Here is a 13,474-nt window from a genome sequence, read left to right as displayed (position 1 = left end):
TTACTTGATTCTTTCTAATTTTGAACAGACTAGTTCCGTAAAATACTTCATTGTTTTTTCACCATATGCATCACTTCTATTCTAGAAATAATGAACTTTACTGTGTAAACAGACTTTAATCCTAACATAGAAGGAACTCGCTTTTTAATAAATCAACGGGATTATTCTACTATGTTGTTCAAGTATTTGAATTGCTTGATTTGTATGCCTGCTATCATCTTGTTCTCTTTTTTCAATTCTTCTATTACTACTATTAGATAAACCGGATTCTTATAGACTGGTATAGTACGAGACTTAAAAATATGAAAAGACCACAAAGCTTTCTTGAAGAATCGCTTTGCAGTCCTGCTGTCACTTGTTTTACTGAGATAAAAATCAATCGTAGTTTCTTCGGAATCCACGGCATGATACAGATATATCCATTGACCTTTTCTTTGATATACGTGTCATCGACTCTTTAGAAATCCTTTGTCTGCTCTAGATTTTAACTACAATACTTAACACCCTTACAAACTGTTAAGAATGTGAGATTTCTATATATGGAAACCTGATGGTAGGATACCCCTACGTAGAATCAAGTTAGATGATGGGAATTAATGGTCATTCCTTGCGTTCTCATTGAATACCCAGTTATCAATATTCCAAATTGATTAGTTAACTGATTCCAATGTATAAACACAGTTAACTCAGTAAAAACCATTTTTATTCTAAATTAAAGATATTCTTTTAAAAATTAAGTTTTACAAAGAATATTTTGCCAAGCTGAAACACCAGTAAGCTCGGCTACAAACATGCGATCATTAGAATGCAAGTGTTTCTTTAAAATATTCATAATGTTAATACATGAATCAGTGGTTGCAACAATCCAAGTAAACTCTGTGATTTTTACCCATGTTTCATAATCTTTGATAGCTTTAATAAGGTCTTTATGATCTTGTTCTGGTTTACTTAAAACGTAAGTAATAATTTTTACATTACTCATAATTGCACTTCCTTACATCAAATATATTCTGCAAAAATACCTAATCCGCTATGGCAGGAATCATTTTCTTTCCGATCCCATTTGTTTTAAATATTTTTTCATTTTTGTTGTTCTCTCTTAGTACGATTTTTTACTTTTGAATAAGTTAAAATCAATGCTCTAAAGTTCATGTTACTTTAAAAATCTTTCATATCTCTTTCATAAATGTTACAAAAGTCTTTCATTGGTTATAAGTTGTAATAGCTGAAGTTTAAAACATCAATGTTAGGAAATTAAAATATGTATCGAAAAATATGAATTGAAAAAACGATAGTTTTAGGAGTACTCGTCGTTGTTCACATTGTTTATAAAAATGAGGAATCATGTAACAAACGTGTTTGGTTTGTTTATCAAAACGGTGATTATCGCACTAAGTATATGCACAGAGTTATAAGAAATGAGAAGGCTAAGGTCTTGTTTTCTGTAGCAAATAACCAATCTGGTCATTATCATAAAGATAGGTTATTTAATTACAAAGAAGTGTAGTTTTCTAAACAAGTAACGTACAAAGTGGAATGAGAATTTGAAAAAGAGAGAGCTTCTTACTGCATCACAAAGGGAGGGTTTCTATGGAATTCCTGAATATATGGACAAAAGAGGAATTATACGCTATTACACAATATCTGATGAGGAATTGCACATTATAAATATACAACGCGGTGCTGCCAATCGATTAGGTTCTGCCATACAAATCGCTTACTTACGTTTTCCCGGAAGACCATTATCTGCAAATGAAAAGGCTCCAGATTTTATCGTACATACAATTGCTAAACAATTAGGAATTTCACCTTCAGCTATACAAAATTACGCACGTGGGAGTGACACAACTCGCCGAGAACATCTCATTAAAATTAGAGGTTCATTCGGATTTCGAACATTTACTTTAAAAGAATATCGAGAGTTAGCACGTTGCCTTCTTCCTATCGCAATGAAAACAGATAAAGGGCACCTTTTAGTGGAAGCTTTTATTACAAAAATGAGGAAAAGAAAAATCATTCTTCCGGCCATATATGCACTTGAACATGTAGCATAGGCAGTACGTGAACGAGCTCATAGGAGGACTTTTCAACAATTGACAAAAGGAATTACTTCTTTTCAATGTAAACAATTAGATACATTATTAAAAGTAGGAAAAGGATACAAATATTCGTACTTATCATGGCTGAGACAACCTCCAGGTGTCGTTTCTATTAAAAATTTTCATAAGGTTATGGATCGACTAGAGTTTATTCGAAAATTAAATTTACCATTATATAATGGGAGAGAAGTGCATCAGAATCGGTTACTACAAATGGCACGTGAAGGCTTTAATTGAAGCAAAAGAATTAGAACAAGATCCTTTTGAATCCTTACAATCTATCATTTCATGGGAACAATTCGTACAATCAGTAGAACATGCAGTAAAATTAGCCAGCAAAAAACTCTTAACGTGTTTTTCAAAATACGAGGATGCCTCAATATAATACTTGTAATAAAAAACTACTATTCTTCGTGTTTCTCAGAAAATATTGCCCTTGCTCCCCTTTGTTTTATCCTTGTTGGTACTTTTCTACGAAACTATTACACGTTATCACAAGGTGATTCTCAAATAGCTCTCCCCCTACGATAACGTGTTCATTCATATTGCTAAATGATTAATATCCCCAAATGTCTACTTCAGCTGCAGAAGCAAAGCCATTCTGTCCATTTGTCACTTCTATTTTCACAAATTTCGCAGTAACAGGATTAAATATTGCCGTTTTCTTATCACTATTATTTTCCCATGTTCCCGATGATACTTTGTCATACTTAACGCCATCTACACTCGTATAAATATTGTAATTTAAAATACGGCCATTTTCCGAATCATCTTGTCTTGGCAGATAGTCTACTTTTGAGATCGCTTGATTTTTATCAAGATCTAATGTTAAATTGTATGGATATTGATTTGCTGTCCAACTGCTATGCCAGATTGTATCTGTTTTTCCATCAATCGCCTTACTAGCTGAACCAGTTGATTCCTCACTATTTGCACTTGCTTTCATTGTGCTTTTAGGCAATAAATATGGTTTAACAGATGTAGAATCAGTTAGAACATCTACTTCTGCTGCTGAGGCATATCCAATATTTCCATTCGTCACTTCTACTTTTATATATTTTGCAGTAACAGAATCAAATTTCGCTGTTTTCTTATCACTGTTATTCTCCCATGTTCCCGATGATACTTTGTCATAATTAACCCCATCTACACTTGTATAAATATTGTAGTTTAATATACGGCCATTTTGGTTCCCATCTTGCCTTGGCAGATAGTCTATTTGTGAAATTGTTTGATTTTTATCAAGTTCTAATGTTAAATTGTATGGATATTGATTTTGTACATTCCATTGGCTATGCCAAATTGTATTTGGATTTCCATCAATTGCATTACTAGCTGGATCACGTGATTCCTCACTGTTTGCACTTGCTTTCATTGTTTTTTTCGACAATGCAGCTAGTGGTTTTATAGGTTTAGAGTCAGTTGCTTCCCAGATAGGAGCAACTAATGTCGGGTTATTCAAAGCATCTACTTTTTTTCTTGTTTCTGGCGTTGCCTTCAGTCCCCATTGATCAAAGAACGGAAGTAAATTTTGTTTCGCTACTTTTGATGTATTGTATATAAACGCTTGGATTTTCTCTTCGTCTGTTTGAGGAAGTTGTTCATTTGGTAATTCCCTATATAGTTTGTGAAGATTCGGATAAAAATCTTCCCCATACGCTAAATGAAGCTGCCAAATCATAACAAGTTTCACAAACAAGTCGTCAATATTTTTGTAATCTTTATCAGTTTGTTTTAAATACGCAAAGGCTCTATCATAATCCCCCTCTTTTTCTAAACGTGTTTGTTGATCAGGGAATAATTGCTTTTGTGCAGCCAAAGAATATAGATTAACAGTTACTTCTCCCATTCCTCTCAGGTCATTCCACGTCCATGGGTGTTGTTGTCTTGCATGTCCCGCTTCATGCATTTGTCCCCATCCAAATGCATTTATATCTAAAGTACTTTTAATTGCTTCACCAGCAGTAGTAAATACAGCTCCATCCAAACTTGCATACATACCCCAGTCTTGTTTGTTAGGATTTTCTACAAAAGCCCAAATACGCTTGGTTGAACGATGTAACGGATTAGAATTTGTTTCAGATAATCCCGATATCTTATCTTGTGCTTGAATCATTGCATCGTATTTTTTTAATAGAGGAATAGGATCTTGATTTACTATATATTTCTTAGCACTGTCACGAGTAACAGTAAGTACTGCTTTCTCTGATTTTAGTTGAACAGCATGCGCATCTGGATACTTGTCCATCATCGCAATCCAGTCTGCTTTCGTATGCTTTCCTAGTTCGAAAAATGGAACAGGACTCCCACCTTGTGTGACTTTCACCTTAACTGTTCCTGTATCTTGATGATTATCAAACCCTAATAAACCACCATTTGGAGAGGAAATAGTATTAGAACCAGGAGAAAGATCCATTTCCTTTCCCCATTCTTTATCATATTGATGTGTCCCAATAATCGCTCTAATCTTTTGCGTTCCCGATACTTCAATTGTAACTTGTTCATTTGGTTTTACGTAGATGCCTGTTGGCATATAGTTTTTTTGCTCGCCTCTTCGCTCTCTTTTCCCTTCATCCCAATAACTCCCCGTAGCTGGAAGATCAAACTCTCTCTGTTCATATTGATTTACAGTTTGTGTGGAAACTGTCTCAGCATGTACATTTAAATCATTTGGCATTATAGGTGTAAATAACGTAGTTGCCAAAATAGCTGATGTGGCAAATACTTTTATTGGTTTTTGTAATCTACGATTCTTTCCTCTGTTCATATAGACCAACCTTTCTTCTTAAATTATTATAATTAAAGCGCTTTCGAAAAATGAAATCGCATATGACTTCTGATATATTCCAAGTATTTTTTAATCGGCAGTTCCATGTATACAATACAAAATCTGCTCCGATCTTTATAAAAAGCATATCAGTTATCTCCAGTTGTTCTGAAGAAGTCATACTCCTTTTTTAGTTACCGAAATAAGGAAATTAATACTGTGTGAAAATGTGATACTTTGCTGATTCTAGATTTCTCCCTTCTTAGTGGATAATCAATTACAACTTTATTAAAACATGAGATTTTAAATGCGTAAATAGTAGAATTTTGTCGAATTACATTTAATAATTCGATTATTACATATTGGTATAAGTGGAAAAATTATACTTATAAAATTACTATTCAATTTCACTTAAGTAAATATAATAGTTGCACCTTGATATATATGATTTTTCGAAAATGCTATTTTAATTCATTCGAGATTTAATAAATCTTGAATACTATCAATATAATTTAATCATACTCTGCATATTGATACCCTTTATTTAGATATGCAAAATTGCATAAGCCCCACCTTTATAAATATCTAGCTGAAGAGAAAGAAATTTATAAGGGGGTACAGCCGAGATACGTGTAAAGACAGGTCATAAGTTTGCATTTATTTCCAACTATCACCTGTTGAACTTATATAGGGATCGCTTCTTCTATTAGTTGGAGGGGTTCTATAAATCAATTACATAAGCCCCAAAACGAAAAAAATGAGCTAAGTTCTCATAAGTAACTGTAAAGATATCAAATTTTCGTTTTGGGGTTATTTCAAAATCTTAGGTTGATGGATGTGTGGTGCTACCCCATCGCTATCAAGCTAAGAAGACAAGTCACCCCCAAAATCTTCTTTGTTACAAGAAAGCCTAAAAATTTCATTCTGGGGGTGCAATAAAACTTTAACTTGATAGGCATGTATGGTGACCCCAACTAACGTAAAAACTCCATTTTGAATATAGATTGTTCAAAACGGAGTTAATTCTTTAAATTATGTTTTTAATTTTTATAAAAAAGTTTAAGCATTTCTTGTGATTGTTATTAAAGAAAAGCGCCCAGTGCATCTTTGTTTCAAACTGACACTATAATATTGTTATTACAAACAACGCTTAATAAAGGAGACTACTTATACTTGTTGGTTTAGAATAAAGTTTGATTAAAGCTACCTCTTTTGTTTGCAAATTATTTAATTATAAAGGATACGATTACTAAAATGACAAGCAGAATTCCACCTAAGAATTGTCCTAATCCAGAAGCCTCTCCAAGAATCAACAAATTGAAAAGATTTTTTCTTGTTTGAGTTTTTCCTACGAATGCATCATCTTTTTTCATTCTATATAATCCCCATAAGATTAATACCACTCCAAAAACGATACCAAATAATTTTAAAGCCATTATTTACCTCCACTTATTATACAAATAATGAATTTTTCCCTACTTATATTCATTATTTGTATTTTGCTATATTGTTTGAATGTTTCTTGTCAATTATATTTGTATACTACTATTAGTCATCTTCTTCAAATATAAAAACTTCTTCAATTGATAGGTTGAAAACAGCAGATATTCTATATGCTAGTAAAACAGATGGATTATACTTTTGCTTTTCCAACGAAATAATCGTTCTTGAAGATACAAATACTTTATCAGCTAATTCTTGCTGTGTTATTCCATGCTTTAAACGTAGCTCTTTTACTATATTTTTCATAGAAATCTCCTAATTAAAGAAAGCAACTATAATATTTTTTAGCTAATGTTTTAGTAATTAGGCAACATATTATAATGAGAAATAGCCCAGCATTCATTGGAATCATAATCCATTTCGAAAGAAACATCATCAGAATAATCATGAGCATTAGAATACTCATGGTAAATTGTGAAGCTTTTCCTTCTATTAAATCATCCCTCTCATCATATTCTTTTGATAGCTCTCTTTCTAACTGTTTACGATTAGTATTAAATTTAGTTTGAGAAACTAAAGCGAAAATTAAAAAAATTACTCCTATTAGTATCTTTAAATTACCTAAATAAAATCCCTCAGCAAAATTCGCTTCAGTGTGATCAAACATTATTTCAATAAAACCTATTGCAATAATTGCAAACGAACATAAATAAAGTTCTTTAAATCTATTGTTCAAACAAATCCCTCCTAACAAAACTTTATATGAAGTTTATTTCATGTGAAGTAAGCTTCATATTACACTACCTTGAAGAGGCTGTCTAGCATTAATTGATTCTGATGCGAAAACTTCAAAACATATGCAAGTAATCTCTAAATCTGGTTCGGGTAAAAATATATAATGAAAAAGAGCCCTATTAATTTAGGACTCTTTTTTGTCTTTATATGTTAGGGAGAATTAAATTGAACCTAATTTTTTATTTAGATGTAAGAGCTACTAAAACATCTACCGGATAATTGTATTCTTGTTTTAATTTGAATTCATAATATTCATTGCTTTCATTTCCAGAATTTATAAATTCATTTAATTTGGATCCTGGCTGAACTGAATATTTAGCCACTTGCTGATATAACGCAGTTCGATATTGGTCGTATGCATAATCAGGTTTTGGATTAAAATCAAAAGTTTTCGTAGTTGAAGTCTCATCAGTTATTGTAGTATTAGACTCAAAACTAGTAGTTAACGAAGTTGTAAATTTAGCAGTTTCTCCAAAGCCTGCTTCAAACCCAACTGTTAGAGCAAATCCCAAAGTATTCGATTTAGACAGACCACTCGTTACTGTTTTACTCCAATGATATCCAGAGTTTTTATCTACAATATTTGAATCTATCAACTTCCAGTAAATATCTTTTTTAAGTTTTGTATCAGAAAGAATTTCTTTGAATTTTTCTTTAGGTAAACCAATTGTATATGCTAGTTTACCAGGAGTAATATTTAAATTATAGTCATCTTTAACTTCATTCACTCGAGTACCATCTGGTAATACAATTAAGAATGGGGTTTCTTTTAAATCTTTTGTTGACAGTGTTTGAGCTTTTTTTGCATAAAGATCAACATATACATAGTCAATTAAGTCACCGTATTGTGTACTAGAATAAGCCTCATAAGGAAATTCTTGATAAGGTCCAATAGGAGCTTGAGGAATAGGAAGACCACTACTCTCAACTTGCTCTGCTGACATAGGTGCTTTTCCTTCTTGAGAACTGATTACTATTGGAAGATTTTCTACATTTGTAGTATTCGTATCTGCTGAAGAAAATCCTGGTGCTACAAGTAAAGCTGAGCTTAATACAAAAGCTGCGGGAATGATTTTTTTTATACGTTTCATAATATTTCTCCTCTTTTTCTATAATTTCTACAAGATTATAAAAGATGAAATTATACTGTACATTGCTTATACTTTTAAATTTTGAAACCGTAGGAATGATTTATTGCTACGGTTTTTAATATGTAATTTTGCATAATCTTACATAAATTCTGTATTTTCTATTCATTTCGACAAGAAAAGACAGTATACTTTTTACAAGTTTAATATTTCAAAAAATTATGCGAGGTGGAAAACATGAAAAATAAAAAAACATTAGCTACAGTTGCATTAACAACAGGATTAGCTTTAACAGCTGTAACGCCATATGGAGTAGGTCATGCAGAGGAAACAGATCAACTACAAGTTCAAATACAAGAGGATTCGTTTCGTACAGGTGAGCTTACACAACCATCTCAAAAGGCACCAGAGAATGTAGTAAAAGATGCTCTTAAGGAGAAGACAGAGCAAGCTTTGTCCCAAAAACAAGTGAATGGAGAAACGGGAGTAGATTATAAGGTTCTTCAAAAGCGTGATTCTTATGATGGAACAACACTTGTGCGTATGCAACAAACATACGAAGGAAAAGAAGTATATGGGCATCAATTGACTGCACACGTAGATAAAAAGGGTGTTATTAAGAGTGTTTCAGGAGATAGCGCGCAAAATTTAAATCAAGAAGATTTAAAGAAGCCTACTAATCTATCACAAGAAGAAGCGAAACAATATATTTATACGAAGTACGGTAAGGATATCAAGTTTATTTCTGAGCCAGAAGTAAAGGAAGTTATTTTTGTTGATGAAAAAAGTGGACAAGCCAGCAATGCATACCAAGTTACATTTGCTGCTGCAACACCAAACTATGTATCTGGAACCTATTTAGTAAATGCACATAATGGGGATATGTTAAAAAATATGGTACAAGAATCCAACTTAAAAGCAAGTGAAAAGCTTGTTGGAGCCTTAAAGGAAAGTAGAAAAAGCAATCTTACATCATTAACTGGAACAGGAAAAGATGATTTAGGTACCTCTCGTACATTTGGTATTTCTAAACAAAGTAATGGAAAATATGCACTTGCTGATTACACTAGAGGGCAAGGAATTGAAACATATGATGTAAATTACAGAGATATTAAAACAGAGGAAAACTATTACCCTGGTACACTAGCAACTAGCACTTCGACAACATTTAATGATCCAAAAGCGGTAAGTGCCCATTTCTTAGCAACAAAAGTATATGATTTTTATAAAGATAAATACAAGCGTAATAGTTTTGATAATAAGGGACAAAAAGTAGTATCAGTTGTACATGCCTGGGACTCTGGAGATACAAATGACCCGAAAGATTGGCAGAATGCAGCAAGTGCTAATGGGGGTAGTATGCTTGTATATGGAGACCCTCTTGTAAAGGCATTTGACGTAGCGGGACATGAATTTACACATGCGGTTACATCTAGTGAATCCGACCTTGAATATTACGGAGAATCTGGTGCAATTAATGAGGCCTTGTCTGATATTATGGGAACAGCTATTGAGAAATACGTCAATAATGGGGCATTTAACTGGAAAATAGGAGAACAAACTGGATCAGCTTTCCGTGATATGGCAAATCCATCTTCAATTGATTTTTCATCTGGATTACCGTATCCAGATGATTATAGTGAATTTAACGATTTAAATGGAGAGGATCAAGGAGGCGTTCATTTCAACTCAAGTATTATTAATAAAGTTGCTTATCTAATTGCAAAAGGTGGCACTCATAACGGTGTGACTGTAAAAGGCATTGGCGAGGATAAAACGTTTGATATTTTCCATTATGCAAACACTGATGAATTAAACAAGACTTCTGATTTCTCCGAATTGAGATCAGCGTCCCTTCGAGTTGCAACAAATAAATATGGGGCGAACTCAGCTGAAGTTCAGGCAGTTCAAAAGGCTTTTGATGCGGCAAAAATTAAGTAAGAGGAAAATATAGCTTTTATGGTTCTGTTGCAAAGTTTAAAAAAGTAGTAAAGTAAGTAGCCGGTTCCTTAACGTACAGGGAACCGGTTGGTTTGTGTCCAAAATGTGTCTAAACGTACAATTTTCTTTTTTTGATAATGTGAGGCCTTATAGGAGTCGGTAAAAATTCAAGCAAAAGTATATTTATAGCAACAGAAAATGTTCATCACATTCAGAAAATACTAGGACATTCATAAAGTACAAACTAATTTTCCGCATCATCGTTTGCTTCATTTCCATTTATATCCTTTCCCCCGTACCGTAAGGAGAAACTGAGGATCAGAAGGACTAGGTTCGATCTTCTGACGAAGACGACTGATATTCACATCTATTACTTTTGTGTTACCTACACAACTTATACCCCATATTTTATTTAAGAGCTCATCACGTGAAATTGGTTTTATGGAATTTTCCATTAAATATCGTAAAATAATATGCTCTGTTGGAGTTAAATCAATTACTATCTCCTCCCTATATAATTTTTCTTGCAGAAGATCTAATTGAAATGGTCCCGAATGAATCGATTTCATATCCTTTTTATTTTCTTTTACCCTTCTTAGCAAGGATTGTACACGTGCTACTAATTCAATTATACTAAATGGTTTTTTAATATAATCATCTGCTCCAATTGTCAAACCGTGTACCTGATCTTTCTCTTGAACACGTGCCGTTAATATAATAATACCAATCTTTTCATTGTTTTTTCGTATTCTTTTGCATACTCGAAAACCATCTATTCCTGGTAACATAACATCAAGTATTACAATATCAACATTATGATTTTCTAAAAGCTCAAGAGCTTTTTCACCTGTATCGGTTTCTAAAACATTGAAACCAGCACGCTTCATATTTAATGTAATAAAACTACGAATTGTTATCTCATCTTCTAATACTAAAATTGTTGTCACACTCACCGCTCCTTTACTCTTGTTGATAATCGGCTATGGGTTTGATATAAGATTTAAGCTTCTGGTAGTTTAATTTTTTTGAAATTGCATATACATGAGCTCTTGTTTTCCATATGTATCAACTCCTAGGAGTCACCATATATGTCGATCAACTTAAGAATCTAGTAAAAAACGTCATCCTTTCTATTTAGCTTTTTAGAAAGAATAACGTTGGGGATAGTAAAGATTCTTAAGTTGATGGACATGGGGCGGTATCCCTAGTTTATCAGTTTTATATTAAGTAATTGATAGGACTTTTTCGTCTGTAATCGCATTCTCCCGCCAACCGCACCACCAAACAATTTATTACGTGAAAACGCAATGTGTTCCATCGTTTGTTCTATAATTTTCGCGTTTTTATATACACTTCGAAACGATTTGACTAGATAATCCAAGTTCTCTTCTGGTCCACCTAAATAAAATCGAACCTTTTGACTCTTCCCGTCTACATCTTCCGGTTGATACATAACCAATCGCAACCCTTTCACAACTGCTTTAATGGATTTCTCTAGTTCTTTTTCAAACTTATTAGATGCCACAGTCTTACTTCCTTTGCATCAACTATGAAGAATTACTCGCTCCTTTTTAATTTTTTTCAGATGCTTTTCTAGTTCTGAAGGCTCTAATTCATAGAGTTGTCTTCTTCCATCCTTGTAAAATCCGCAATCGATCAGCTGACTAATGATACGCTGTTTTTTTCTTTCTACATGATAAGTATGTTGTTCTAGCTTTTTTGGGTCTTTTGCATACTTTCAAGAAATCAATTCTTGTGTTGCCATTTCTACAAACTGAATATCAGACTCTACAAGGTAACGAATATATGCCGTTTTCGCTTTCATATATTCATCTTCATTTTTCCATCTATGATGGCTGCCGTCACAAAGTACAAAAAAGGAAACGTTTCTCAACTGACTTACCAATTTATTCGTTTGACCCTTCGGATTAAATATTTCTTTCGCTTTTTTATGCGCCTGTAACACTTTGTCTTTCGAACATCCGCCTACACGTAAATAATGTGGAATGATTAAACTCATTTTGTTATCTCACCTCTCTATTGCTCTCATACACAATCCAGAAAGGATAAGAACAAAGAGCAAGCGTCGATTCTTTACACGCTAACATGATTTGAAAAGCATGATAAGAAGGATGATCCTTTTCCAAATGGCTAGTGATATATTCTAAAAAGCCGTCCTTCTTCTCACCTTGTACAACAAACGCCTTCAAATCGGATAAATGAGCCTGTTCTTTATGCTTATCCTTAATATAAAGGATTGCTCCACTTAAAAATGATTGTGTAGTTCTCCCCCACGTTAATCCAGCGCCTTCATGAAGCACTTGTTTTGTCATTTCCATTGCGAGTTTCTGTGCCTGCTTTTTCGTTTGAATATTATCAGCAATTCCATTCGAAACAATCATTTCTTTCACCCTTTCGTAGTTATGTAGTTTTCATATAACTAAATACAATACAACTAACCAAAATGGCAATGCCATTAGAAATCCATTTCTAATCCCTTTTGCAATAGCCAATGGATCATCACTACAGTATGACGTTTCCTTTTCTTCAACCCGCTGCAACATCTTTTTTTTTGGTGAAAGGCTCATATTGATTCTCCTATCCTTTCAATTTGTTTTCGTTTTCCATAACAAACTAGCACCAAAACAGCCTATACAATATATCATAATAAATTTTATGCAAATTTCTATAATTGCATCCATCATTCCCCATTCTCCTCTCCCAGAGCCTGTAATACACAAGCTATGATCAGCAAAGAAAGAATTAATAATAAACTCCCTATATCTCGGCATTTCCCAAACACCGACATCCTCTCCTCGCAATTAACATTTATTCCAGAAAAACCCCACGGTAAGAAAAGTCAGACAAGAAAAGAGCCAGATTTTACCCCGTTAAGAGTAAATCGGCTCTTTAATATTCAAAGAGTGAATATTACATAATATCCTCGAATGATATTAATATAATCTCCATCAAATATCAATTCTTTTTTTATAATAGTTATAAAAAAAGAATTGATATTTGATTTTTAATGACACTTCTCGACAAAATATTTACTTTTAGCAATTATCATTTTATAATGATTATAACTTAATAGACATACTACATAATGTGTAATAATTACTTAGTTGAACGTATAGTTATCAAAAGAGGGAGTTTTAAATAATCCCACAGATGATGAACCAATGCTCATTACGGATTAACATCTGGAAATATAAGGAAATTAAAATTCCAGAAAAGATGTGTGATTAGTATGCTCAAGTTTAGAAGATTACTAATTGGTTGGCGAAGTGTAGGGAATACACCAGATTCATGGATTTGATCAGATGTACAAGACTTGATGA

General features: G+C 33.0%; 14 protein-coding genes and 2 pseudogenes. 2 read left to right on the top strand and 14 right to left on the bottom strand.

Annotated elements, in window-relative coordinates:
• Window positions 1-47: 47 nt before the first annotated feature.
• Window positions 48-457 (bottom strand): annotated as a pseudogene (locus QCI77_RS29995) (DDE-type integrase/transposase/recombinase); the annotation flags it as partial.
• 276 nt (window positions 458-733) lie between these two features.
• Window positions 734-982: a CRISPR-associated protein Cas2 gene (locus tag QCI77_RS29990; RefSeq protein ID WP_193649062.1), complete on the bottom strand. Its 249-nt coding sequence runs from the start codon at window positions 980-982 to the stop codon at window positions 734-736.
• A 562-nt stretch (window positions 983-1,544) separates the two neighbouring features.
• Here QCI77_RS29990 and QCI77_RS29985 point away from each other — a divergent pair.
• A pseudogene (locus QCI77_RS29985) lies at window positions 1,545-2,433 on the top strand (DUF4158 domain-containing protein); the annotation flags it as partial.
• 222 nt (window positions 2,434-2,655) lie between these two features.
• On the opposite strand, the gene QCI77_RS29980 reads toward QCI77_RS29985, so the two are convergent.
• The 5 genes from QCI77_RS29980 to QCI77_RS29960 all read right to left on the bottom strand — a co-directional run bounded on the left by QCI77_RS29980 (window position 2,656) and on the right by QCI77_RS29960 (window position 8,195).
• Window positions 2,656-4,866 carry a M60 family metallopeptidase gene (locus QCI77_RS29980; RefSeq protein ID WP_353826073.1) on the bottom strand — a complete coding sequence of 737 codons (2,211 nt, stop codon included), beginning with the start codon at window positions 4,864-4,866 and terminating at the stop codon, window positions 2,656-2,658.
• A 1,223-nt stretch (window positions 4,867-6,089) separates the two neighbouring features.
• A complete protein-coding gene (locus QCI77_RS29975; protein WP_113735301.1) occupies window positions 6,090-6,302 on the bottom strand; it encodes a hypothetical protein in 213 nt (70 codons plus the stop codon).
• A gap of 112 nt (window positions 6,303-6,414) precedes the next feature.
• On the bottom strand, window positions 6,415-6,615 hold the full coding sequence (locus QCI77_RS29970; RefSeq protein ID WP_000790480.1) for a helix-turn-helix transcriptional regulator: 201 nt from the start codon (window positions 6,613-6,615) through the stop codon (window positions 6,415-6,417).
• Between the two features lie 13 nt (window positions 6,616-6,628).
• Complete coding sequence (locus QCI77_RS29965) at window positions 6,629-7,045, bottom strand: DUF2178 domain-containing protein (protein WP_353826072.1); 417 nt, start codon at window positions 7,043-7,045, stop codon at window positions 6,629-6,631.
• A gap of 238 nt (window positions 7,046-7,283) precedes the next feature.
• The gene (locus tag QCI77_RS29960; protein ID WP_353826071.1) at window positions 7,284-8,195 is read right to left on the bottom strand and encodes a hypothetical protein; all 912 of its coding nucleotides are present in this window, start codon (window positions 8,193-8,195) and stop codon (window positions 7,284-7,286) included.
• A gap of 234 nt (window positions 8,196-8,429) precedes the next feature.
• On the opposite strand from QCI77_RS29960, the gene QCI77_RS29955 reads away from it, so the two are divergent.
• Entirely contained in the window at window positions 8,430-10,133 is a 1,704-nt protein-coding gene (locus tag QCI77_RS29955; protein WP_353826070.1) for a M4 family metallopeptidase, read from the top strand.
• A 269-nt stretch (window positions 10,134-10,402) separates the two neighbouring features.
• Here QCI77_RS29955 and QCI77_RS29950 read toward each other — a convergent pair whose 3' ends face one another.
• From QCI77_RS29950 to QCI77_RS29920, 7 genes are all read right to left on the bottom strand, one after another.
• Window positions 10,403-11,080: a response regulator transcription factor gene (locus QCI77_RS29950; protein ID WP_353826069.1), complete on the bottom strand. Its 678-nt coding sequence runs from the start codon at window positions 11,078-11,080 to the stop codon at window positions 10,403-10,405.
• Window positions 11,081-11,337: 257 nt separating this feature from the next.
• A complete protein-coding gene (locus QCI77_RS29945; RefSeq protein ID WP_353826068.1) occupies window positions 11,338-11,658 on the bottom strand; it encodes a hypothetical protein in 321 nt (106 codons plus the stop codon).
• 18 nt (window positions 11,659-11,676) lie between these two features.
• On the bottom strand, window positions 11,677-11,805 hold the full coding sequence (fbpA, locus tag QCI77_RS29940) for a Fur-regulated basic protein FbpA (protein ID WP_080021449.1): 129 nt from the start codon (window positions 11,803-11,805) through the stop codon (window positions 11,677-11,679).
• 66 nt (window positions 11,806-11,871) lie between these two features.
• Entirely contained in the window at window positions 11,872-12,153 is a 282-nt protein-coding gene (locus tag QCI77_RS29935; RefSeq protein ID WP_193649056.1) for a hypothetical protein, read from the bottom strand.
• Window positions 12,154-12,157: 4 nt separating this feature from the next.
• Window positions 12,158-12,535: a hypothetical protein gene (locus tag QCI77_RS29930; RefSeq protein WP_353826067.1), complete on the bottom strand. Its 378-nt coding sequence runs from the start codon at window positions 12,533-12,535 to the stop codon at window positions 12,158-12,160.
• A gap of 30 nt (window positions 12,536-12,565) precedes the next feature.
• Window positions 12,566-12,721 (bottom strand): hypothetical protein, encoded by a 156-nt coding sequence (locus QCI77_RS29925; protein ID WP_353826066.1) that lies wholly within the window; start codon window positions 12,719-12,721, stop codon window positions 12,566-12,568.
• An 18-nt stretch (window positions 12,722-12,739) separates the two neighbouring features.
• A complete protein-coding gene (locus QCI77_RS29920) occupies window positions 12,740-12,925 on the bottom strand; it encodes a hypothetical protein (protein WP_353826159.1) in 186 nt (61 codons plus the stop codon).
• Between the last annotated feature and the right edge of the window lie 549 nt (window positions 12,926-13,474).

The sequence above is a fragment of the Bacillus cereus group sp. MG9 genome (assembly GCF_040459995.1).
GTDB lineage: Bacteria > Bacillota > Bacilli > Bacillales > Bacillaceae_G > Bacillus_A > Bacillus_A mycoides.
The sequence above is the reverse complement of the archived record's forward strand: the minus strand, read 5'-3'. Positions and strand labels throughout refer to the sequence as shown.